Raw genomic sequence first — 22,894 nt, 5'->3', positions numbered from 1 at the left:
CTCGGCTTCGAGCGTCTCGATGACCGCTTCCGTCCGCTCGCGGTCGACCACGACGGCCAGCGGCGGGTCCTCAGCCATCGTCCTCCGGCAGGACGTGCAAGCCGGCCCGACTCTTCAGGACGGGGACCGACTCGGCGTCGGTGTCGAGGTAGTCCGGCCGCGGGACCGACTTCGTCTGGTAGGTCTCGGGGTCTAACACTTGGACCGCGTGGTCGTCCTCGACTGCCACGAGCGTCGTCTCCTCGGCGTCCTCGCGTTCGCCCAACCGCTCGGCATCGGGGGCGTTCTCGTCCTCGAAGGAGGCCTCGTATCGCTCGCCGCTGGCCAGTCGGCGGCCCTTGAGGTTCCCCCGGACGCTGGTGACGAGGACGGGGCCGTTGCCGTCCTCGGGGTCGATGATCTCGCCGGGGCGATACCGCGGGAGGCGGACGGCGAAAGTCACCCGGTAGAGCTTGTTGCCGTCGTCGTCCTCGCTGATCAACCGTTCCGAATCCGAGAACGACCCGCCGAGTTCTTCGACCATCTGTTTGGCGATGCCTTGTCCCATCTGGTTGGTCGATATCTTCATGTTCAGCCCCTCCTCGACCTCGCCGACCTCGGTGATGAAGGCGTTGCGGTCGCCTTTCTGTTCGCGGTCGGCGATGTAGGCCTCGGCTATCTCGCGGGCGCGGGTCAGTTCCTCGTCGGTCGGCGTCCGGTCGTCGGCCCGGACCTGCACGACGCTGGCGAACGAGCCACCGGCGATGCGGCCGCACCGCTCGCAGGTCCCGCGACCGATCTTCACGGGCACCATCACCTCCTCGGTCAGGGCCGTCCCCCGGAGGACGCCCGAGAACTGGCAGTGCATCCGGATAGTCGTCTCGTCGACCTGCTCGGGCGCGACCTGCCAGGAGATGCTCTCGGCGTCGACGTGGACGCCAAGCGCCTCGGTCACGGCGTCGACGGCGACGTCGGTGTAGTCGTCGGCGCCGACGTCGACCCAACGGTTGCCCCGCTGTACCGCGCCACAGCGGCCACAGACGGTCACCTCGACGCGGTCGGGCGCGTCGACGAGGTCGAACTCCTCGAAGTAGCAGTCGTCACAGAGGACGCTCTTGGGGCCGCCACCGCCCGGTTTACTCGGCCGCTCGCCGCGCTCTTCGATCGTCTCGCCACAGCGCGGGCAGAACTCTCCGGATCGACTCATTGGTCCGTGGTAGGTCGCTCTCGCGTTTAAACGGCGCGTCTCGGGACCCCTCCGCTCCGTCGCCGCTACGGCGGCGTCGTCCGCAGGTCGTACCGCAACCGGAGCGTCCGCAACAGCGTCGCGCTCAGGAGGCTCAACAGTCCCGACGCGAGGAAGTACGCCATCCGGACCAGCGGGTTCGGCGGCGTCAACAGCGGCTGGGCGAACGCGAACACGCCGGCGACGGCCAACAACAGCCCCAGTTCGACCTTGTCGAACGGCGTCCCGAGTGCCATACCGCTCCTCACGGCCCGACCGGAAAGACCGTTGTGCTGTGGCTTTTGTCGCTGGCACCCCAAGCAGGGGCGTGAGAGACTTCGACGCCGTCGTCTTCGATCTGGACAACACGCTCTGTCGCTCCGAGCAGTCCGCCGAGACTATCTACTACGGGGCCTTCGAGCGCGCCGGCGTCGACCCCGTCGGGACCCCAGAGGACCTCTGGGCCGCCTTAGAGGGCCCGCCGGCTGTCGAGGACGAGGCGGGCTACTTCGCCGACGGCTTCCGGCGCGTCCTCGGCGAGGGCCACGGCGCCGACCCGACGGTACTGGCCGAACACCTGCTGGACATCGTCGAGCACGGCGCCGTCAGCTACGAACCCGGCGCCCGCGAGGCGCTGTCGGCCGCCGCCGCCAACGGCCCCGTCGGCCTCCTGACCAACGGTCCCGAGCGCAGGCAGGCCCCGAAACTCGACACGCTCGAGTTGAAATCGATGCTCGACAGCGTCGTCTACGCCGGCGATATGCCGCGGCGCAAGCCCCACGCTGACCCCTTCGACCGCGCCATTTCTGACCTCGGGACCGACCCCGCCCGGACGCTGTACGTCGGTGACTCCCCCGAGTACGACGTGGCCGGCGCCCGTGCCGCCGGGTGGCCGGTCGCGTGGTACCGCGCCGACCCGGACGCTCCGGACCCCGCGGACCACAACCCCGATCACGTTCTGGAGGAACTGGCGTCGCTGGCGGCCATTCTGGAGTGCGATCCGTGATCGACCCCGCGGAGCTCCTCGCCGCCGTCGCGCCCGACTGGACCGTCGAGGCGACCGAGACGGTCACACGGGGCAACCACAAGCGGACGACTCGCGTGACCTTCGCCGACGGCGACCGAGCGGTCCTCCAGCAGTCGAGGAACACCGACGCACTCGAAACGGAGGTGGCGCTGGTCGCGGCCGTCGCCGACCGGACCGCGGTGCCGGTCCCTGCGGTCCTCGCCAGCGGCACCCGGGACGGCGACGGCTACGCCCTCTTCGAGCGCGCACCCGGTCGGGACCTCCACGAGGTGTTCAGTACCCTCGTGCCCGCCCGCCAGCAGGCTATCGCCCGGACGTTCGGCCGGGCGCTCGCGGGCCTCCACGGTGCGTTTCACTTCGAGCGCTGCGGCGCGGTCACGGCGGCGGGCGAGGGGTTCGCCGCGACCGGGCCCGACGACTGCGCCGCGTGGCTCGGGACCCACGCCCGCAAGGGGGTCGCGGCGCTCCCGTCGGCGTTCGACGCCCAGCGCGACCGACTGCTGGCGGCGTTCGAGAGATGCCAGTCCCCGAGGGCCCGCCGCGGCTCTATCCGTGGGACCTCCGGCCGGGGAACGCGCTGGTCGCCGACGGGTCGGTGACGGCCGTCGTCGACTGGGGCGGGCCGCTGTCGGCCCCGCCCGGCGTGGCGCTGGCGAAGGTCGAACACCTCGTCGCCGACTGGTACGCCGCGGACCCGGCCCCCCTCGCCGAGGCTCTGCGCGGGGGCTACCGTTCGGTGCGGCCCCTGCCGGCGGTCCCCGACGCGTACCGCCTGCTGGCGGTCGTCCGGTCGGCCGTCGACTCCCGCGGCGAGGTGACCCGTCCCCGCTACCCCGAACTGACCGGCGCGGACGCGTCGCTTTCCACCGCGAGCGCATCGCGGCGCTGCTGTGAGGAAAACGAGGGGCTTTCCCCCGACGGGGACCTACGGCCGGCAATGCCAGAGCCAGGCCGGTACCGTGTACTCCCGGGCCCTGACGCGGGCACGCTTCGGTTTCTCGACCGCGCGTCGTTCGACACCGTCGTCGTCCCGACGACCGACCAGCCGACGCCCGTGGGCGACCTTCGGCCGGGGTATCTGATCGAGGCCGACCTCGACTGGTCGGCGGTCGACCCCGTCGTCGAGTCGCTGTCGGTCGTCCGCCCGACGCTGTACGCCTACGCCGACGCCATCGACCCCGTCTTCGAGGTGGCCGAGGACCTCTGGGCGGAGGCCACCGTCGCGGGCGAGGGGATGGCAAGTCAGGTCACCCGCAACACCGACAACGAGGTCAACGGCGTCTGCTACGTCTTCGCCGAAGACGACGTGGGGAGCCGGTTCGGGGAGTTCCGCGACGGCGTCCGACCGCTGGAACCGCTGGTCGACCGCTTCAACGACACCGACGGCCCCGCGCCGCGGTCGGTGTTCGTCCTCCGGCCGCCGGACGAACAGTTCGTCGTCGTCGTCGTCGCCCGCGAGAAGGGCGGGCAGTTCGCCAGCACGCTCCGGGACACCTACGACTGCCCCGCGCCGGACGAACCGCTGGCCTGAGAGAGAAGTATATCAGTCCGAGGCCGCTACGTCGGGTATGCAGTGGCAACCGGACTGGGGCCTCCGCGGCCGGATGGCGTTGACGATGGTGTTGCTCGGCCTGCTGTACGTCGGTTTCATCGGCGTGCTCGCTATCTCTGGGGTCAATCTACTGGTGATGGTCGTCGTGATGGGGCTGTTTAGCCTCGGGCAGTTCTTCTTCAGCGATACGCTCGCGCTGAAGAGTATGGGCGCCCGCCGCGTCGACGAACAGGAGTATCCGGACCTCCACGACGCCGTCGCCCGCCTCTCCCAGCAGGCGGACATCCCGAAACCGGACGTGGCCGTCGCCGGAAGCCGCGTCCCCAACGCCTTCGCCACCGGGCGGTCGAAGTCGACTGCGACCGTCTGTGTCACCGAGGGCATCCTCGACAGCCTCGACGACGAGGAACTGGAGGGGGTGCTGGCCCACGAACTCGCCCACGTCAAGAACCGCGACGTGATGGTGATGACTATCGCCTCCTTTCTCTCGACGGTGGCGTTCATCGTCGTCCGCTGGGGGTGGCTGTTCGCCGGCGGCCGCAACCGCGGCGGCGGCAACAACCCCGCTCCCGTCTTCGTCGCCATCCTCGTCTCGCTGGTCGTCTGGATCATCTCCTTCCTGTTGATCCGGGCGCTCAGCCGCTACCGGGAGTACGCCGCTGACCGCGGCGCGGCCATCATCACCGGCCGGCCTTCGGCGCTCGCCAGCGCCCTCGTCAAGATATCCGGCGATATGGACCGCGTCCCGAGCGAGGACCTGCGCGACGAGGCGGAGATGAACGCCTTCTTCATCATCCCCATCCGGCGCGGGTTCGTCGGTCGCCTGTTCAGCACCCACCCCGACACCGAGAAACGGATCGAGCGCCTCCAGTCGCTAGAGCGCGAGATGGAGACGCGCTGAGAGAAAGTATTATTCGGCCCCGTGCTGTATGAAACTGTATGGAGTGGTCCCATGACCGCGAGTTGGACTCGCGGATGGTCCTCGCACTCGCCCTCTCGGGAGTCGGCTATATCGCGTTATTCGGCCCGTTGACGATGGTTATGCCGCTATCCTTGGTAATCGCCATCGCCGTTGTCGTCGCGATAGCGGTGGCCGTCCTCGTCCACGAGGCCGACCGTCTCCTCTACCCACTCACGGGAGCGTACGCCATCGAACGGGCCGACTACCCGAAACTGTTCGACACGGTCGACCGTCTGGCCCAGCAGGCGGGTATGCCGCGGCCGCCTGTGGCCGTCGTCCCCCACGACCAACCGAACGCCCTCTCGGCCGGTCGGGGCGACCGGACCGTCGTCTGCGTGACCACCGGGCTTCTCAAGACCCTCGAAGACGACGAACTCGAGGCGGTGCTGGCACACGAACTGGCCCACTGCAAGAACGGCGACTCGGCGGTGTTGACGGCCGCCGCGTTCCCGACGACGCTGGCGCTGTGGACCCTCTCCGAGAGCATCGACCAGGCCAACGGTGTCGCGCTGTTCTTCGGATACCTGCCGGCCCTGGTGGTACTGGCCGTCCTCTCGGCGGTACTGCTGGTCGTCTCGTTGCCCGGGACACTCGTGCTCGCGCGCTATCGGGAGTACGCCGCCGACCGCGGGGCCGTCGCTATCACCGGCGACCCCGTGGCGCTGGCCGAGGCACTGGCGACCATCCACGGCACGCCCCGGAAGCCACAGACGGACCTCCGTGGCGTCAGCGGACTGAACGCCTTCTGTATCGTTCCGTCCGGCACTGGCCTGTTCACCATCCCGTGGACCCACCCGCCGGTCGCCGCTCGGATCCGTGCCCTCCGGGAACTCCAGGCGGAGCTATCCTGAACGGTTCCGGATCGACCGAGTTCCGCGGCCGTGACACGATCACCGGATGCGGAGACTCGTATCGACCGACGGCCGTCGAGCGGTACGTCGCTCGCGTCCTCGGACACGTCGCCTGACCGGGGGAGTCAACTGTCCGGCCCCACAACGCTCCGCCGATGGGACTGTTCGACGGAATCAAGCAGGTGTTGGGGCTGAAAGCCGAGGCCGACGCGACCCGCGAGGCCGACCCCGAGGACCTCTTCGGGATGAGCACGGCCTACGTGACGATGGAGGCCGACCTCGGATACGACCCCTCGGGGCTGGCGGCGCTGTGTTTCGCCACCGTCGACAGCACCGACTTCGAGGACGCACTCGGGAGCGTCGAGGCCATCCTCGACGCCGGCGAGATAGAGACCGGGACCCGCGCGGAGTTCGTCGGCGACAGCCACGGCTACCAGTGGGTCGTCCTCGAGGACGACTCCTTCGAGGACCTCGTGACGAGCATCCACTTCGCCGCCGACGAACTCATCGAACAGGGGTACGGCTCGCGGCTGCTCGCGGCACTCTTTGCTTTCCGGAAGGACGAGACGACCGCCTACTGGGTGTACTCCTTTCGCCGCGGGGCATACTACCCGTTCGTCCCCGAGTCGGGCCGGGAGCGCGACGCCAGCGCGGAGTTCAAACTCCAGAGCGTACTCGACGGCGAGTTGACCGTCGAACCGGACAAGGAGTACTGGTACCCGCTCTGGCCCGAGGGCGACGAGCACCCGTGGGGCTCGGTATGAGCGACGGGGACAATCCGGCCGTCTCCGACCATCTCCGGCCGACCGACGCCGACGTTCCGGACGGGGTCTATCGGGTCGTGGGCACTACCGACGGCGTCACGCTGTTGCGGGTCGGCGACGCCGATGGCCGCCGCGTCGTCACCGGCGAGGTGCGAACCGTTCCCGACGCCACGGGGTTCGAGGCGGCCGAGAACCCGGCCGGGAACCGCTCGCTCGGCCGGACAGTCGCTGGCGTCCCACAGACCCTCTACTGGCAACTGCGGGCGTCGCGGCCTCGCTGGCAGCGAACCCGCTCCCGGCGGCGGTCGGTGGCGGTCTCGTCCTCCTCGGCGAGTTCGGCGAATCGCTCGTCGGGATACCCGGCGACGTTGGGGGCCTACTGATATTCGTCGGCGCCCTCTGTCTGGCCTACGTCGGGAGCGGCCGACTGGACTCGTAGGTCGCCCGCCATCGAATATACCTGTGGATTCGCGCCTCGGTAGCGACCGTCCCGTCCCTCGGTTTCACTTTCACTCCGCTGTTAACGAGCTTTTATCACCGATGCGCTACAAGCCACGTCTATGGCAGCAACGGAAGACCTCGAAGACCTGCCGGGCGTGGGTCCGGCGACAGCGAGAAGCTCAAGGACAACGGGTTCGACTCCTACCAGGGTATCGCCGTCGCCTCGCCCGGGGAGCTCTCGAACACCGCCGACGTGGGGGAGTCCTCGGCGGCCGACATCATCCAGGCCGCCCGCGAGGCCGCGGACATCGGCGGCTTCGAGTCCGGCGCGGAGGTACTGGAACGCCGCGAACAGATCGGGAAGCTCACGTGGGGCGTCGACGAGGTGGATGACCTGCTCGGCGGCGGCGTCGAGACCCAGTCGATCACCGAGGTCTACGGCGAGTTCGGGGCCGGCAAGTCACAGGTGACCCACCAGCTCTCGGTGACGACCCAGCTACCGGCCGAACACGGCGGGCTGGAGGGCAGCGTCATCTTCATCGACTCCGAGGACACCTTTCGGCCCGAGCGGATCGAACAGATGGTCCGCGGGCTGGACGACGAGGTACTGGAGGCGACGATGGTCCACCACGGCATCGTCGACTCGTCGGACGACGCCGACGCCGGCGACGAGGCGCTGTTCGAGGACCTCGTCGAGTCGGTGCTGGACAAGATCCACGTCGCTAAGGCGTTCAACTCCAACCACCAGATCCTGCTGGCCGAGAAGGCCCAGGAGATAGCCAGCGAGAGTCAGGACGACGAGTTCCCCGTTCGCTTGCTCTGTGTCGACTCGCTGACGGCCCACTTCCGCGCGGAGTACGTCGGCCGTGGCGAACTCGCCGAACGCCAGCAGAAACTCAACAAACACCTCCACGACCTGATGCGCGTCGGCGACCTCAACAACACCGCCGTCGTCGTCACCAATCAGGTCGCCTCTAACCCCGATTCCTTCTTCGGCGACCCGACCCAGCCCATCGGCGGGAACATCCTCGGTCACACCTCGACGTTCCGCATCTACCTCCGCAAGTCCAAAGGCGACAAACGGATCGTCAAACTCGTCGACGCGCCGAACCTCCCCGACGGCGAGGCCGTGATGCGCGTCGAGGAGGGCGGCCTGATGGAAGAGTAAGGCAGTCACCGACCGGTCGTCTCGACGCCCGCACACCGACCCCTCCGTTTCACGTCGAACCCGTCGCAGTCCTGCGTCTTGCGCGCGTCTGACGGGCCGCGGTGAAAGTGACCAGAGTCGCACACAATCGACAGAAAGCGCGGGGATTCGACGTGAAACGGAGGGGTTCGAGTCGCGTGGACGGGCCACACACTCACGTCGACGCTCGCGCGCACTCGCGCACAACCGAATCCCTATGTGAGTCCCCGCCTTTCTCCGGGGTATGACAAAGCGGCACGTCTCGTTGCGACGTACGCCGAAGGCGGACTCAGGGAGTTTCTCGCGGAGGTCGACGACCGACTCAGCAGCGACGAGGACACCTGCGACGTGGTTGAGGACGTGTTGATCGACCTCCACGGCGACCGCGAGGCCTACGAGCGCTGGCAGGACGGCGGCGACGTCTCCCCCGCAGAACGGGTCCGTCTGCAGGGGTACGACCCCTGTAACGCGACTCTGGAGAGCGAGTACTACGCCGAGAAAGACGAGGACCGCTTCACCGAGTCGAAGTACCTCCAGTGGCTCTGGCGGCAGTTCGACGCCACGCCGATGGCCGACAACGTCGAGTTCGCTCTGCGCTTTCGCCGGATGCTCGCGGATCACCTCTTTGCCTCCTGCGGTGAGAACTGCCGGTTCTTCAAGAACATCTCCGTCACCTACGGCCACAACATCGAGATCGGCGACAACGTCGTCGTCCACGACGATGTCCACCTCGACGACCGCGGGAAACTCACCATCGGCGACCGCGTCTCGATATCGGACGACGCCCACGTCTACAGTCACGACCACGACGCCGTCGACCAGACCCACGTCGACAACTACCACACCATCATCGAGGACGACGCGCGGATCACCTACGACTCGATGGTTCGGGCGGGCGTCCGCGTCGGCGAGAACGCCATCCTCGCCGCGAAGTCCATCGCCGGCAAGGACGTTCCGGCCCACCACATCGCCGCGGGGACGCCGGCGACGTCCATCGCCGTCAAGGATGGGTGGGAGTCGGTGGCCGACCCACTGGAGGACGCGAACGTCGACCGGCGCGAACAGCGCCAGATTCCCTACGAGGTGCCCGAGGGCCTCGACGTCTTCGACGAGTTCGGCCGGGACCGTTCGCCGCCCGAATAACGAAAGCCCTTAATCGGCGGCCGCCCGACCAGTCGATGCGTGCCGGGATGGCCGAATCTGGTAAGGCGCACGCCTGGAAAGCGTGTTCCCGTTTGGGATTCGGGGTTCAAATCCCCGTCCCGGCGTTCTACTGCGAACTCACCGGTGAGCGGCCTGTCCGCTCACCTTCGTGAGCAGGTGCCCGTCGGCGAGGAGACTTGAGCCACGCGAGACGCTGCCGCCACAACGAGTAGCCGCCACACTGCTTCGTAGCAGTTAATCGCCCGAGGGTCTCAACAGTCGCGTATGAGCGGTGTGTTGCTCGTCGTCGGGCTTCTCGTCGCCGTGTTCGTCGGGTTCAACATCGGCGGGTCCTCGACGGGTGTCGCCTTCGGCCCGGCGGTGGGCGCGAAGACGATATCGAAGGTCGGTGCGGCGGCGCTGATGTCGGTGTTCGCGCTGGCCGGCGGGTGGACGCTCGGCCGGGAGGTGGTCGGGACCCTCGGCGGGGACCTCGTCGGCACGGAGTTCACGCTGGTCGTGAGCATCGTCATCCTGTTTTTCATCGGGTTCGCGTTGTTCCTCTCGAACGTCGCCGGCGTCCCCGCCTCGACGTCGATGACGGCCGTCGGCGCGATCGCCGGCCTCGGCCTCGCCGAGGGCACCCTCCGGTGGGGCGCTATCGGCGAAATCGTCTCGTGGTGGCTGGTCGCGCCCATCGTCGCCTTCTGGGTCAGCGGCGTCATCGGACGGTACTTCTACCCGCGGCTGGTCGAGTGGTTCGAGATCACTCGCTCTGAGGGGTCGCTACTGGCGCTTGACCGCTCGGGGACGCTCCCGCGGATCCACCTCGGCGAGCACACGACGCCGCGGGAACTGGTCGGCACCCTCGCGGTGGTCGGCATCGGCTGTTATATGGCGTTCGCGGCGGGGGCGTCGAACGTCGCCAACGCCGTCGCGCCGCTGGTCGGCAACGACTCGCTGACGATGAATCAGGGCATCCTGCTCGGGGCCGGCGCAATCGGGCTGGGCGCGTTCACCATCGCCCGCCGGACGATGGACACCGTCGGCAACGACCTGACCGAACTCCCGTTGCTCGCGGCCATCGTCGTCGCCGTCGTCACCTCGACGGTTGTGTCGCTTTTGTCGGCCATCGGCATCCCCGCGAGTTTCGTCGTTATCGCCACGATGAGCATCGTCGGCCTCGGGTGGGGCCGGGCGACCCGGACGACGACCGTCTCCGACGCCGTCACCGGCGAGGAGACGCCGCAGGTCACCGTCGACGCCTCGCCGACGACGAGGGCGGGGAGTCGCTGCCGCCAATCGGCGAGGAGGAACCCGAGGAGACGGGCGCGAACGACCTCTTCGAACCGCGGACGACCGCCCGCGTCCTCCTCCTCCAGAACGTCGTCCCCTCGATTGCGACCGTCGCCGCCTTCCTCGTCTTCCGGTTCACGCCGGTCGGGTGAGCGCGTCCGTATTTCCGAACCACTATGCCCCTGCCGGGGCGACGGCACAGTAATGAGCGACATCGAGAACCTCAAGGGATTCTACGACCGCTACCCCGAGGAGTTCGCCGCGTGGCGGGAGGTCATCGACACCGTCGAGACCACCGCCGCCGAGTTCGGCTTCCGGGAGATAAACACCCCCGCCGTCGAGCGCCGGGCACTCTACGAGATCAAATCCGGCGAGGAACTGATGGACCAGACCTACAGCTTCGAGGACAAGGGCGGCCGGCCAGTCACGCTCACGCCAGAGCAGACGCCGACCCGCGCCCGCCTGGTCCAGCAGCGCAAGGACCTCAAGACGCCGATCAAGTGGTTCGACACCTCGAAACGCTGGCGCTACGAGAACGTCCAGAAGGGGCGAGACCGGGAGTTCTTCCAGACCGACATCGACGTCTTCGGCATCGAATCGGTCGAGGCCGACGCGGAGGTCATCGCCGTCGCCGCGACCATCTACGAGCGCCTCGGCGTGGCCGACCGCGTCGACTTTTTGATCAACGACCGCACGCTGTTGGACGCCCTGCTGGACGCCGAGGGCATCGACGACACCGAGGCCGCTATGAGTGTCGTCGACGACAAGGAGAAGCTCTCCCGCGAGGAGTTTTTGACCGAACTCCGCAACGAGGGCATCGCCCACGAGTCGGCCGAGCGCATCGACGAACTCACCAGTATCCGGGGACCGATCACCGAGGAGGTCGACCGCCTGCGCGAGTTAGCCCCGGGCGACGAGGACGCCCAAGCCGCGGTCGAGCGGATGGCCGACCTCGCCGACGCGCTCGAGGCCTACGGCGTCGCCGAGGTGTGCAAACTCGACCTCTCCATCGTCCGCGGGTTGGCGTACTACACGGGCTTGGTCTTCGAGGCCTTCGACAGCGAGGGCGAACTGCGCGCACTCTTTGGCGGCGGCCGCTACGACGACCTCGTCGGCCTGTTCGGCGGGCAGGAGGTCCCCGCCGTCGGGTTCGCCTTCGGCTACTCGACGACCCGCGAACTGCTGAAGAAGGAGGGTGAGTGGCCCGCCGAGGAGCTCTCGACGGACGTCTACGTCGCCGCCGTCTCCGGGGACGTGCGCGAGGAAGCCCTCGGATTCGCCGGCGACCTCCGGGCGGCGGGACTCGTCGTCGAGACGGACCTCGCGGACCGGGGGCTTGGCAGCCAGTTCGCTACGCCGACAGCATCGACGCCGACCACGTCCTGATCGTCGGCCAGCGAGACTTAGACAACGGCGAGGTCACGCTTCGGGACATGGCCAGCGGCGACGAGGAACAGATTCCGGTCGAATCGGTCGTCGACGAACTCGCCTGATCACATCGAGAGGTCGGTCTCGATGTCCTCGGCGGCCTCCTCCAAGCCGTCGTCCTGTATCGAGGCCGTAAGCTGATCGGCGAGGCCGGCGTCGGTCAGCACGTCCTCGAAGGCGCTCTGGAAGCGGTGGCTGACCCGCCGGGCCTCGTTCTGTGCGGCCGCGACCGAGACGGCTCGCTCGACGGTCGATTCGTCGGCGTTGCTCCCGGCCACCACCTCGCCGACATCGGTACCGTCGTCGCGAGGGCGGCCCGCAACGCCGGCAGGTCCACCGGGAGGTCGGTGTCTCCCTCGCCGATCAGGTGGAGGTCCATCCGCGCGGCGAAGACGGTGTCGGCGTCGGCGCCGATGTCGGCGGCGACAGCGCCGTCGTCGTCGTTCGCGTAGAAGCCGCGGACGACGGACACGTAGGCGTCTACGTCGAGGTCGGTGTCGAACTCGTAGCGCTCTGTCATCCGCTCGACTGCGGCGGCCAGTCGCTCGTCGACGGTCGCGTCGTCGGTGTCGACCAGCGACCCCGGTTCCTCGGTCTGGGACTCGGTGACCATCTCCTCGCCGGCGACGTCGACGAAGATGTCCCGGAGTTCCTCGGTCTTCTCGTCCATGGGACTGTATCACACAGTCCAGCGTAGTTATACCTGTCGCTCGAATGACGGGCCGCGCCGACTCCGACAGCGATAGGTAGGTGGGGTTTGACGACCCGGGTATGCGAATCGACATCGGCAATGCGCTCGACGAGGTGGCGACGCCCGGGGTTCCCGAGGACGCTCTCGACCGGTTGGACACCCGCGTCGCGGACGCGCACGAACGGATCGCCGAAGGACGTGCGGAACACGAACACGGCTACGAGGCGCTGAACCTCCCCGAGACCGTCGACACCGACGAGATCGAGGCCGCGGTCGAACCGTTTCAGGGCGTGGACAACGTCGTCAACGTCGGTATCGGCGGGTCGGCGCTGGGCGCGGCGACGCTCTCGGCGGCGCTGGACAGCCCGGTCGACGCCTACTATCTGGACAACGTCGACCCCGAGTGGATCGAGGGACTGCTTGCGGACATCGACCTCTCCTCGACGGCGGTCAACGTCGTCTCTCGCTCGGGAACGACTGCGGAGACGCTGTCGAACTTCCTCGTCGTCCGCGAGGCGATGGACGACGCGGGCGTCGACTGGACCGAACAGACGTGGGTCACGACCGGCGACTCGGGCAACCTCCGGGAGATGGCCGACCAGCACGGCCTGCCGTCGCTGAAGGTGCCTGACGGCGTTCCCGGCCGGTTCTCCGTGCTGTCGACGGTCGGACTGGCCGCCGCCGCGTTGCAGGGCCACGACATCGACGCCATCGTCGAGGGCGCCCGCGACGCTGAGCGGTCGCTGTCGGGGTCGTTGTACGACTCGCCCGCCTACGCCTACGGCGCACTCGCCTACGCGCTTGACACCCGCGGTGCGGGCATCAACGCGATGATGCCCTACGCAGAATCTCTGGAGACCTTCGCCGAGTGGTACGCCCAGTTGTGGGCCGAGAGCCTCGGCAAGGACGGCCTCGGGCAGACGCCCGTCCGGGCGCTGGGGGCGACCGACCAGCACTCCCAGCTACAACTGTATCGGGCCGGGCCCCACGACAAGATGGTCACGTTCGTCCACGTCCGCGACCGGGACGACCACGCCATCCCCGAGACCGATCTAGAGGGGCTGTCCTACCTCGGCGGGTCGACCCTCGGGGAACTGCTGGACGCGGAGTTCGAGGCGACCGAGGCCAGCCTCGCCGCCGCCGGCGTCCCGAACGTCCGTTTGGAGATAGAGCAGGTCGACGAGTACAACCTCGGGAACCTGCTGTACAGCATGAAGGCCGCGACGGTGATGGCCGGCGAACTGTACGGCATCGACACCTACGTCCAGCCCGCAGTCGAGTGGGGCAAGAAGGCCGCTCGCGGCCTGCTGGGCGGCGGCGACTTCGAGGAGGCCGACGCCGTCGCGGACAAGACGACCCTGCGGATCGAGTAGCGCTTCGAAGCCGGAAGCTCGGCTGTATCGTTTTTAACAGTGGTGGCCGAATGGCCGACCGATGAGTGACTCCGCCGCTATCGCCGCCCGCTCGCTCTCGAAACGCTACGGGTCGACGACGGCCGTCGACGGCCTCTCCTTCGAGGTCGAGTCCGGCGTCGTCTACGGCTTCCTCGGGCCCAACGGGGCCGGGAAGACGACGACGATGCGGATGCTGACGGGTCTGATAGAACCGACGGGCGGCGAGGCGTTCGTCGCCGGCACCCACTGCACCGACCGGGAGCGACTGGTCGACCGCATCGGACTGCTCCCCGAGCAACCCCCGCTGTACGAGGAGCTTTCGGGACGGGAACAACTCCAGTTCGCGGCCGACCTCCGGGAGATTCCGTGGTCGGCCGTCGAGGACCGCGCGATGGGGCTGGTCGAGGACCTCGGGTTGGCCGAGGACGTCGACCGGCGCATCGACGGCTACTCGAAGGGGATGCGACAGAAGGTGGCGTTCGTCCAAGCCGTCCAGCACGACCCCGCAGTCGTCTTCCTCGACGAACCGACCAGCGGACTCGACCCCCGGGCCGCCCGGACCCTCCGGGAGTTGATCGTCGACCTCGCCGCCGGCGACACGACCGTCTTCCTCTCGACGCACATTCTACCTGTCGTCGAGGAGATAGCCGACCGCGTCGGGGTGTTGTACGACGGACGGCTGGTCTCCCAGGGCAGTCCCGAGGAACTCGCCGGGGCCGTCGAGGGCGAGGACGGCGAGGCCGACTTAGAGGACGCCTTCCTCGAGTTGACCGACGCGGCGACCCCGTGGGGACGATGAGTCGGTCGCCGTTCGGCCTCGACCGCTCGACCGTCCGGGACGCCGTCGTCGTCGCCGGGACGGAACTCCGCGCCCAGTACCGGCACCTCCGAAACGACCTCCGGCAGGGGCTGGCGACAGCGTTCTCGCTGGCGATGTTCGGGCTGTTCGTCCCGCTTTTCGTCCTCGGGAGCGCCGTCGAGTTCGGGAGCCGTCTGGCCGCCGGGTCAGTCCCGCTGGGGACGGCGGGCGTCGCGTCCGCCGCGCTCCTCGTCGTCAGCGGCTACGTCGGCGCGGCCGGCGGGTTCAACCAGAAGCGTCTCGGGAACGTCGGACCGCTGGTCCGGACCTCCGTCCCGCCCCTCGCCGTCTCGCTGTCCCGGTTGCTCGACCGCCTCGTCCAGTCGCTGCTCGTGTTGGTACCGGCGTGCCTGCTGTTGCTCGCGGGCGTGGCCGTTGGCGCGGGCGGCGTCTTCGCGCCGGTGCTGGTCGTCGCGTGGGCGCTGCCGGTGTTGGCGGCCGGCCTGTTCGTCGGCCGGGCCATCGGGTCGCTGGCGCGATACCTCAACGAGTGGCTGGGGCTCTCGCTGTGGCTCAAGGCGGCGCTCGTCCTGACGCTGGCAGTGGGGAGCTACGTCGGCGTGATGCTCGTGTTGACCAACCAGTTCGGCACGACCGGCGAGTTCGGCGGCGTCGCCATTCCTGCTTTCCTGCCGGGGCGGCCGCTGCAGGCCTACGGTGCGCTCGCCTTCGCGCCGCTTGGGGCCGCGCCGGGGCCCGTCGGCGCCCTCGTCGCGGTCTGTCTCCTCGCCGCCGTCCCACTCGGTCTCGTCACTGCGCTCCGGGTCGAGACCCGGATACTCCTCACCGACTTCGGGGGCGAGGAGAACGCGGCGGCGGTCACGCGCGGCGTCCCGCGGCCCTTCGGCGCGACGCCCTCGCTGCGGGTCGCGTGGCGGTACCTCCTGCGGACCCGCCGGGACCCGCGGATGCTCGCTCACCTCGCGCCGCTCCTGTTCGGCGCGTTCGGACTCGTCGCGTCGGCGGTTCAGGACCCCGAATCGCTGCTGTTCAGCGGTCCCATCACACTCTTCGTCGGCGGGGTCACGCTCGCCGGCGCGGCCTACTGCCTGAACCCGCTGGGCGACGACCGAGACCAGTTGCCGCTGCTTCTGACCAGCACGGCGTCGACGGCGGTCCTGCTCCGTGGGCGTGCGCTCGCAGGGACGGCGCTGGGGCTGGTCCCGGCCGCGGTCATCGCCGGCCCGGTGTCGGCCGTCTCGTTCTCGCCGGCGTTCGCACTCGGACAGACGCTGCTCGCCGTCGTCCTCTCGCTGGCCGGTAGCGGCACGGCGCTCGGCCTCGGCGCCATCGCCCCGAAGTTCGAGCGCCGCGAGGCGATGGGCGTCGAGCGCCCCCACCCCTCGAACATCGCCGTCTTCGGCCTCCTGTTCGGCGGTATCGGTGTCGGCCTCGCCGGCCTCGGGCTGGTCTGGTGGACGCTCTCGGGCGCGTCGCTCGCAATCGTCGGTATCGCGTGGGTGGTGTACCTGCTCGTCGTGAGCGCTATCGGCGCGGCCGGGTACGCCTACGCGCTCCGGACGTTCGACGCGCTGACGCTGGACGACGTCTGACCCGGTTGCCGCCCGCACAGAGCGGCGTCCGTCGTGTCCAATTACACTGTCTGATAGTGGCCGTTCTTACAAAACCGGACGACAACGACCGTAGAAATTGCCGTCGATACAACCATTATGACCTGTGATTACAGATTGGGTGACAGACGAATGCTCGACACTCACACTGATTCCGTTGGTCTCTCTACCCGACGCCGCCGAATGAAACGCGACTTCGCCGGTCGGAACACCGCCGCACGGTGAGCTAGCCGATGTTCCTACTCGATGGTGACGACCGTGTCGTGTACGCGACCGGGTCGCTGGCGACGCTGCTCGGGGTCGACGCCGATTCGCTGACGGGGACGCCGTTCCAGTCGTACGTCTCGGAGGGCGAGGATATGGTCCAGCGGGTGCTCCACTCTGTCCGGCGGGCCGAACGGCCGGCGAGCAGCGCGTTCTTCTGTGAGCTGTCGTCGGAGGGTCACCCGCTCCGCGTCGAGGTGGAGTTCGTCTCGCCCGCGTCTTCCTCAGACGATGTCGTCGGTACCGTTCGCGGCGGCGTCGACGACCGAACGCGGAACGAACTGGCGACCGAACAGGAGCGGTTCGGCCTCCTGTTCGACCTGATCGACGACGCCGTCATCGAGGTCGAAATCGTCGACGGTGACCCCATCGTCCGGTCGGTGAACGACGCCTTCGAGTCGGTGTTCGGGTACAGTGCCGACACCGTCCGCGGCGAGTCGCTCAACGACTACATCGTCCCGCCGGAGCTCGAGGGCGAGGCCGACGAGTTCGACCGCCGCACCGCCGACGGCCGGGCCAACCGCGCCGTCGTCACCCGCCGGACAGCCAGCGGCCGACGGGAGTTCCTCTATCGCGGCATCCCCTACGACCGCGAGGACGGCGGCCAGTACGGGTTCGCCATCTACAGCGATGTCACCGACCAACGCCACGCCCGCGAACGCCTGCAGGTCCTCCAGCGCGTCCTCCGTCACAACCTCCGCAACCAGCTTACCGTCGTCCGGGGGATGGCGAGCCTCGTCGACGAGACGACTGACGACGACGACGTCGCCGCTGCCGCCGGTCGCATCGTCGACAGCGCCGACACGCTCGCGGCCGTCAGCGCCAAATCCCAGACCGCCGCCGACGTGCTGGACGCCGGGACGGAGACGACGGCGGTCGACATCGTCGAACAGGCCGAGACCGTCATCGAACGGGCCGGCAGCGCCCACCCGGAAGCGACGGTCACGACCGAGTTCCCGCGGTCGCTGGCGGTCGAGGCCGGCCCGGCAATCGAACGGGCCCTGTCGAACCTCGTCGAGAACGCCCTCGAACACGGCGGGGACCGCCCGAACGTCCACGTCACTGTCGAACGCCGTGACGACACCGCGTTGCTGGCCGTCACCGACGACGGCCCCGGCATCCCCGATACCGAGCGCCTGCCCGTCTTCGGCGACGGGCGGTCGACGAAACTCGATCACGCCTCCGGCCTCGGTCTGTGGTTGGTGAAATGGATCGTCGAATCGGCCGGCGGCCGTCTGGCGTACGACCGGACCGACGGCCTGACTACCGTCGAGGTGTGGCTCCCGCTTGTGACCCCCTCGGCCCGGTCATCGCCGGGGAAGAAACTCGAAACCGACTGAGAATTTCCCGGGACTGCGGCCGGTCGCCCGAAGACTTAACAGCGTCGCGTGCGGGCTTTTACCATGGTCCTGTTGCAGTCCGGCGAGGCGGTGACACGGCCGACGTTCTGGCAGATATCGCCCGTCGGCAAGGTGCTGTTTTACTACCTCGCGGCGGTGGCGCTTGCCGTGTTCGGCTACGGCGTCTACGAGCGGATCACTCGCTACACCCGCGGGAGCACGGACCCCTTCGACCGCCTCGACGACCTCTCGGGCCGTGTCGTCGGCGCGGCCGCGAGCGTCGGGTCGAACCGACCGCTGTTCGACCGCGACATCGTCGGCGGCCTGATGCACGCCTTCATCGTCTGGGGCTTTCTGACGCTACTCATCGCCACGACCATCCTCGGCATCGATATGGATCTCTACCGCCCGCTGACGGGCGATTCCTTCTTCGTCGGTGACTTCTACCTCTCGTACTCGCTCGTCGTCGACGCGATGGGTCTGCTGTTCGTCACCGGTCTCGGCGTCGCCATCTGGCGGCGCTACGTCGCTCGGACGGACCGCCTCCAGGGCCGCCACACCGGTCGGGAGGACGACCTGTTCCTGTGGGTGCTTTTCGTCCTCGGCGTCGGGGGGGTACCTCACCGAGGGCGTCCGCATCCTCGGGCAGGGGTTCCCCGAGTTCGAGACGGTGAGTTTCGTCGGCTGGTTCGTCGCCGACGTGCTCGCCCTCGCCAGCGTCTCCCCGGAGACGGCCACGGCGCTGTACCCGCTGACGTGGTGGAGCCACGCCGTCCTCGCGCTGGCCTTCGTCGCGTGGGTGCCCTACGCCAAGCCCTTCCACATGCTCGCGTCGTTCGCGAACGTCGTCACCGCCGACGAGGACGCCGGCACGCGCCTCCCTCGGGTCCCCGAGGACCTCGGGCCCGAGGAGATCGGCGCGACCGACCTCGACTCCTTTTCGTGGAAGCAACTGCTCGATCAGGACGCCTGCACCAAGTGTGGCCGCTGCTCGTCGGTCTGCCCCGCCAAGGCCTCGGGCCGACCGCTGGACCCGCGTGACGTGATCCTCGACCTGAAGTCCTACCGCGAAGCGGTCGACGCCGGCGGCGAGACCGTCGAGATAGTCGCGGACGGGGGTGCCGCGAGTGCCACGAGCGGCACGTCGTCGGACTCGTCCGACGGAAGGATTTCTGTCATCGACTCTTCGACGATGGACTCCTGTATGTCCTGTATGGCCTGTATGGACGCCTGTCCGGTCGACATCGAGCACCTCACGCACTTCACGGACATGAACCGTCGGCTCACCGAGACGGGCCAGATGGACGACGGCGTCGAGGAGGCGATGATGAACGCCTTCCAGCACGGCAACACCTTCGGCGACCCCGAGCGCAAACGCCCCGACTGGACCGAGGAACTCGATTTCGAGGTGCCCGACGCCCGCGAGGAAGCCGTCGAGTATCTCTGGTACGTCGGCGACTACCCCTCCTACGACGACCGCAACCAAGAGGTCGCAAAGGCGCTGGCGACGCTGTTCGAACGCGCCGGCGTCTCCTACGGCATCCTCTACGAGGGCGAACAGACCGACGGCAACGATGTCCGTCGGGTCGGCGAGGAAGGCCTCTACGAGATGCTCGTTGAGGACAACGCCGCCGCCATCGCCGACTGCGAGTACGACCACATCGTCACGACCGATCCCCACAGCTACAACACCTTCAAAAACGAGTATCCGGACTTTTCGGCCTGCGAGTGGGACGCCGAGGACGTTTCCCACTACACGCAGGTGCTCGCCGAACTCGTCGACCGCGGGGACCTCTCGCCGCGCGGCCTCGACGGCACCGTCACCTACCACGACCCCTGTCATCTCGGGCGGTACAACGGCGTCTTCGAACCGCCCCGGGAGCTAGTCGAGTCGACGGGCGTCGAGTTGGTCGAGATGCCCCGCAACCGCTCGGATAGCTTCTGCTGTGGCGGCGGCGGTGGCGGCCTGTGGCTCGACCACGAGGAGGACACCAAACCGAGCGAGGAGCGCCTCCGGGAGGCCACCGAGGACACCGCGGCCGGCAATGCCGTCGACCGCTTCGTCGTCGCCTGCCCGATGTGCGTCACGATGTACGAGGACGGCCGCAAGACCGGCGGCTACGAGGACGACGTCGAGGTTGTCGAGTTGACCGAGATGCTGGTCGAGGCGACCGACTAGGGGTCGTCCGCCGCCCACTCCTCCCGGAGGACGCCGAAGTGGATCATATCGACGTACTCGCCGTCGACGGTGCCGGCCTCGCGGCCGACGGCCTCCCGTTGCATCCCGCAGTTCCGCAGGACGCCTTTCGACGCCTCGTTGGTGGCCAGCGCCCGCCCGCGGACGCGCCGGAGCCGCAACTCCTCGAAGGCGTACCCGACGAGTAGCCTCGCCGCCTCCGTCATCAGGCCCCGACCGTGGGCTTCGGGCGTGAGCCAGTACGCTATTTCGGCGGTCCCGGCGCGCTGGTCGACCCCGAACAGCGTGATCGTCCCGCGGATCTCCCCGTCGACACAGAGCGCGAGCGTCAGGTCCTCCTCGGCGGAGATGTACTCCTCGAAGTGCTCCCGCGTCGTCTCTATGTTCGTCGGTTCGGTCCCCGTCAGCGGCCGGCGGACCCGCGGGTCGTCGACGTTGTCCCGGAGGAACGCGAGGTCCTCCTCCTCGACGGTCCGGAGGACGACCCGGTCACCGCGGAGGAACGCGCTCCCGGGCATCACCGACCCTCCCACTCGTCTTCCAGCAGCCCGTACCGGTGGGCGTCGACGGGGTCGCCGCCGACGAACGCCGCCGCTCGCTGGACGCCCTCGTGGACGAACCCGAGCGATTCGAGGAGGCGGCGCGACGCGGTGTTCGTCGCCGCGGTCCGGGCCCGCACGCGGTGGAGTCGCAACTCCTCGACGGCGTAGGTCAGCACCGACGCGACCATCTCCGTCCCGTAGCCCGACCGGCGCTCGGCCGGCCGGACCCAGTACTCCACCGTCGCGTGCCTCGCCGCCATATCGACGTGGAACAGGCGGACGTAGCCGACCGCTTCGCCGTCGAGACAGGCCAGCAGACCGACGCCGTCCCCGACGTCGTCGTACATCCCCTCGAACTGTTCGCGCTGTCCCTCAAGGTTTCGCGGTCGACCGCCGGTCACCCGCCGCCGGATCACCGGGTCGTTGGCGTACTCCCTGAGAACGGGGAGGTCCTCCTCCTCGACGGTCCGGAGCGCGAGACGGTCAGTAGTCAGGAACTGTCCACCGGGCATACCCCTCTCTGGTCGCGTCGTCGCATTAGCTCTGTCCCCGATGTGTGAGGAGCTACCACTCCAATCGAACGTCACGGCTTTGGCCGCCACGGCCGAACGGACGGTATGGACCTCACCGACCGCCCCCGCCGACTCCGGGCCGACGGAATCAGGCCGCTGGTCAGCGAGACGGACCTCTCGGCGAGCGACCTCATCGCGCCCGTCTTCGTCGACGCGACGACAGACGACCGCGTCCCCATCGAGACGATGCCGGGCCACGAACGCGTCCCCGTCGACGAGGCCGTCGACCGCGTCCGTGAGATACGTGAGACGGGCGTCGAGGCCGTGATGCTGTTCGGCGTCCCCGAATCGAAAGACGCCGAGGGCTCCCGCGCGTGGGCCGAAGACGGCGTCGTTCAGGAGGCGACCCGCCGGATCACCGCCGAGACGGACGCCTACGTCGTCACCGACGCCTGCCTGTGTGAGTACACCGAGCACGGCCACTGCGGGCCGCTGGAACCCGACGCCCGCGAGGACCCGACCCTCACAGTGGACAACGACCGCACACTCGAGTTGCTGGGGAAGATAGCCGTCTCCCACGCCGACGCCGGGGCCGATATGGTCGCACCCTCCGGGATGATGGACGGGATGGTCGCCGCGATTCGGTCGGCGCTGGACGACGCCGCTCACACCGAGGTTCCGATTATGAGCTACGCCGCCAAGTACGAGTCGGCGTTCTACGGCCCGTTCCGGGACGCCGCCGACGGCGCGCCCGCCTTCGGCGACCGGCGGCACTACCAGATGGACCCGGCGAACCGCCGCGAGGCCGGCCGAGAGGTCGCGCTGGACGTCGAACAGGGCGCGGACGTGCTGATGGTCAAACCGGCGTTGCCGTACCTCGACATCGTCGCCGACGTGCGCGAGAACTTCGACCGGCCCGTCGCGGCGTACAACGTCTCCGGGGAGTACGCGATGCTCCACGCCGCCGCCGAACAGGGGTGGCTCGACCTGGAGGCGACGGCCTACGAGTCGCTGCTGTCGATCAAACGCGCCGGCGCCGACCTGATCCTGACGTACTTCGCCGAGGACCTCGCGTCTCGTCTCTGATACTGTGGCCGGAATGTTGATACGCCGCGGTGACGTTCTTTACCACGAATGACCATCCGCTCCCCGGTACTCACGCTGGCCGTCGCCTGCACCGTGGTTCTGGCTGGCTGTGCGGCGGTTCCCGGGTTCGGCGACGAGGAGTGTGGTCCCGGCGAGACCGCAATCGACGACGTCGAGGACGGTGCGAACGTGACCGTCACCGGGACGCTGCAGTCCATCAACGAGACGTCCGTCGTCATCGACGACGGCACGGGGACCGCACTACTGGTCACCGACCGGACGTTCAATACCAGCGTCGCCAGCCCCGAGGGCTGTGTCACCGCGTCCGGAACCGCCGTCAACGACACCGACTCCAATCGGTACAACGCGACCATCCTCGTCGGCAACGTGACTATCGAGACCTGATACTGTTTCTTGTAGCTGTTTCCCGTTTCGACCGCCCGAGTTCGTCCTGCGGAGTGACACGACGCAGGGCTCGGGAGGCGAACAGCGTGCGCCTCCCGGTGGGCGGTCGATACCGGAATGACCGACAAGTATGAGACGGGGCTCAGTTCGCTCCGTCGGCCGGACGACCGGCCGTTCCCG

General features: G+C 68.4%; 18 protein-coding genes, 1 tRNA gene and 5 pseudogenes. 19 read left to right on the top strand and 5 right to left on the bottom strand.

From position 1 onward, the window contains the following. Positions 1-70: 70 nt before the first annotated feature. The gene (locus tag GJ629_RS05425) at positions 71-1,186 is read right to left on the bottom strand and encodes a 60S ribosomal export protein NMD3 (RefSeq protein WP_157512094.1); all 1,116 of its coding nucleotides are present in this window, start codon (positions 1,184-1,186) and stop codon (positions 71-73) included. A 65-nt stretch (positions 1,187-1,251) separates the two neighbouring features. Next, positions 1,252-1,461 (bottom strand): hypothetical protein, encoded by a 210-nt coding sequence (locus tag GJ629_RS05420; protein WP_157512093.1) that lies wholly within the window; start codon positions 1,459-1,461, stop codon positions 1,252-1,254. 71 nt (positions 1,462-1,532) lie between these two features. On the opposite strand from GJ629_RS05420, the gene GJ629_RS05415 reads away from it, so the two are divergent. The 12 genes and pseudogenes from GJ629_RS05415 to hisS all read left to right on the top strand — a co-directional run bounded on the left by GJ629_RS05415 (position 1,533) and on the right by hisS (position 11,918). Continuing rightward, complete coding sequence (locus GJ629_RS05415) at positions 1,533-2,210, top strand: HAD family hydrolase (protein ID WP_370515794.1); 678 nt, start codon at positions 1,533-1,535, stop codon at positions 2,208-2,210. Then, positions 2,207-2,830 (top strand): phosphotransferase, encoded by a 624-nt coding sequence (locus GJ629_RS05410; protein ID WP_197428447.1) that lies wholly within the window; start codon positions 2,207-2,209, stop codon positions 2,828-2,830. The genes GJ629_RS05415 and GJ629_RS05410 overlap by 4 nt, the downstream gene beginning before the upstream one ends. After that, entirely contained in the window at positions 2,749-3,762 is a 1,014-nt protein-coding gene (locus tag GJ629_RS16905; protein WP_231754502.1) for a DUF6663 family protein, read from the top strand. The genes GJ629_RS05410 and GJ629_RS16905 overlap by 82 nt, the downstream gene beginning before the upstream one ends. Before the next feature lie 37 nt (positions 3,763-3,799). Continuing rightward, entirely contained in the window at positions 3,800-4,684 is an 885-nt protein-coding gene (gene htpX / locus GJ629_RS05400; protein WP_157512091.1) for a zinc metalloprotease HtpX, read from the top strand. A 38-nt stretch (positions 4,685-4,722) separates the two neighbouring features. Then, a complete protein-coding gene (locus GJ629_RS05395) occupies positions 4,723-5,595 on the top strand; it encodes a M48 family metalloprotease (protein ID WP_157512090.1) in 873 nt (290 codons plus the stop codon). Between the two features lie 155 nt (positions 5,596-5,750). Next, positions 5,751-6,359: a hypothetical protein gene (locus GJ629_RS05390; protein ID WP_157512089.1), complete on the top strand. Its 609-nt coding sequence runs from the start codon at positions 5,751-5,753 to the stop codon at positions 6,357-6,359. Next, on the top strand, positions 6,356-6,742 hold the full coding sequence (locus GJ629_RS05385; RefSeq protein WP_197428449.1) for a hypothetical protein: 387 nt from the start codon (positions 6,356-6,358) through the stop codon (positions 6,740-6,742). The genes GJ629_RS05390 and GJ629_RS05385 overlap by 4 nt, the downstream gene beginning before the upstream one ends. A 177-nt stretch (positions 6,743-6,919) precedes the next feature. Then, a pseudogene (gene radA, locus GJ629_RS05380) lies at positions 6,920-7,968 on the top strand (DNA repair and recombination protein RadA). A 262-nt stretch (positions 7,969-8,230) separates the two neighbouring features. After that, positions 8,231-9,129 (top strand): annotated as a pseudogene (locus GJ629_RS05375) (acyltransferase). Between the two features lie 41 nt (positions 9,130-9,170). Beyond that, positions 9,171-9,254 (top strand) — tRNA-Ser (locus GJ629_RS05370). A 160-nt stretch (positions 9,255-9,414) separates the two neighbouring features. After that, positions 9,415-10,577: pseudogene (locus tag GJ629_RS05365) on the top strand (inorganic phosphate transporter). 52 nt (positions 10,578-10,629) lie between these two features. Then, positions 10,630-11,918 (top strand): annotated as a pseudogene (gene hisS / locus GJ629_RS05360) (histidine--tRNA ligase). Positions 11,919-12,013: 95 nt separating this feature from the next. Here hisS and GJ629_RS05355 read toward each other — a convergent pair. Then, positions 12,014-12,523, bottom strand: a complete 510-nt coding sequence (locus GJ629_RS05355) for a hypothetical protein (protein ID WP_231754500.1) — start codon at positions 12,521-12,523, stop codon at positions 12,014-12,016. A 101-nt stretch (positions 12,524-12,624) separates the two neighbouring features. On the opposite strand from GJ629_RS05355, the gene GJ629_RS05350 reads away from it, so the two are divergent. The 5 genes and pseudogenes from GJ629_RS05350 to GJ629_RS05330 all read left to right on the top strand — a co-directional run bounded on the left by GJ629_RS05350 (position 12,625) and on the right by GJ629_RS05330 (position 20,151). Beyond that, positions 12,625-13,917 (top strand): glucose-6-phosphate isomerase, encoded by a 1,293-nt coding sequence (locus GJ629_RS05350; RefSeq protein WP_157512088.1) that lies wholly within the window; start codon positions 12,625-12,627, stop codon positions 13,915-13,917. A 61-nt stretch (positions 13,918-13,978) separates the two neighbouring features. Next, on the top strand, positions 13,979-14,737 hold the full coding sequence (locus GJ629_RS05345) for an ABC transporter ATP-binding protein (protein WP_157512087.1): 759 nt from the start codon (positions 13,979-13,981) through the stop codon (positions 14,735-14,737). Next, the gene (locus tag GJ629_RS05340) at positions 14,734-16,350 is read left to right on the top strand and encodes a hypothetical protein (RefSeq protein WP_157512086.1); all 1,617 of its coding nucleotides are present in this window, start codon (positions 14,734-14,736) and stop codon (positions 16,348-16,350) included. Before GJ629_RS05345 ends, GJ629_RS05340 begins: the two co-directional genes overlap by 4 nt. Positions 16,351-16,601: 251 nt before the next feature. After that, on the top strand, positions 16,602-17,972 hold the full coding sequence (locus tag GJ629_RS05335; RefSeq protein WP_157512085.1) for a sensor histidine kinase: 1,371 nt from the start codon (positions 16,602-16,604) through the stop codon (positions 17,970-17,972). Between the two features lie 63 nt (positions 17,973-18,035). Next, a pseudogene (locus GJ629_RS05330) lies at positions 18,036-20,151 on the top strand ((Fe-S)-binding protein). Here the strand turns inward: GJ629_RS05330 and GJ629_RS05325 are convergent. Continuing rightward, complete coding sequence (locus GJ629_RS05325) at positions 20,148-20,687, bottom strand: GNAT family N-acetyltransferase (RefSeq protein ID WP_157512084.1); 540 nt, start codon at positions 20,685-20,687, stop codon at positions 20,148-20,150. The pseudogene GJ629_RS05330 and the gene GJ629_RS05325 overlap by 4 nt on opposite strands. Next, a complete protein-coding gene (locus GJ629_RS05320; RefSeq protein WP_157512083.1) occupies positions 20,687-21,223 on the bottom strand; it encodes a GNAT family N-acetyltransferase in 537 nt (178 codons plus the stop codon). Before GJ629_RS05320 ends, GJ629_RS05325 begins: the two co-directional genes overlap by 1 nt. Before the next feature lie 105 nt (positions 21,224-21,328). Between GJ629_RS05320 and hemB the strand changes: the two genes are divergently transcribed. Together hemB and GJ629_RS05310 are read left to right on the top strand one after the other, a co-directional pair. Next, complete coding sequence (gene hemB / locus GJ629_RS05315) at positions 21,329-22,309, top strand: porphobilinogen synthase (RefSeq protein WP_157512082.1); 981 nt, start codon at positions 21,329-21,331, stop codon at positions 22,307-22,309. A 48-nt stretch (positions 22,310-22,357) separates the two neighbouring features. Continuing rightward, complete coding sequence (locus GJ629_RS05310) at positions 22,358-22,714, top strand: hypothetical protein (RefSeq protein WP_157512081.1); 357 nt, start codon at positions 22,358-22,360, stop codon at positions 22,712-22,714. The last annotated feature ends 180 nt before the right edge of the window (positions 22,715-22,894 follow it).

It is taken from the genome of Halapricum sp. CBA1109 (assembly GCF_009741825.1).
In the GTDB taxonomy this organism is placed as follows: Archaea; Halobacteriota; Halobacteria; order Halobacteriales; family Haloarculaceae; genus Halapricum.
The sequence above is the reverse complement of the archived record's forward strand: the minus strand, read 5'-3'. Positions and strand labels throughout refer to the sequence as shown.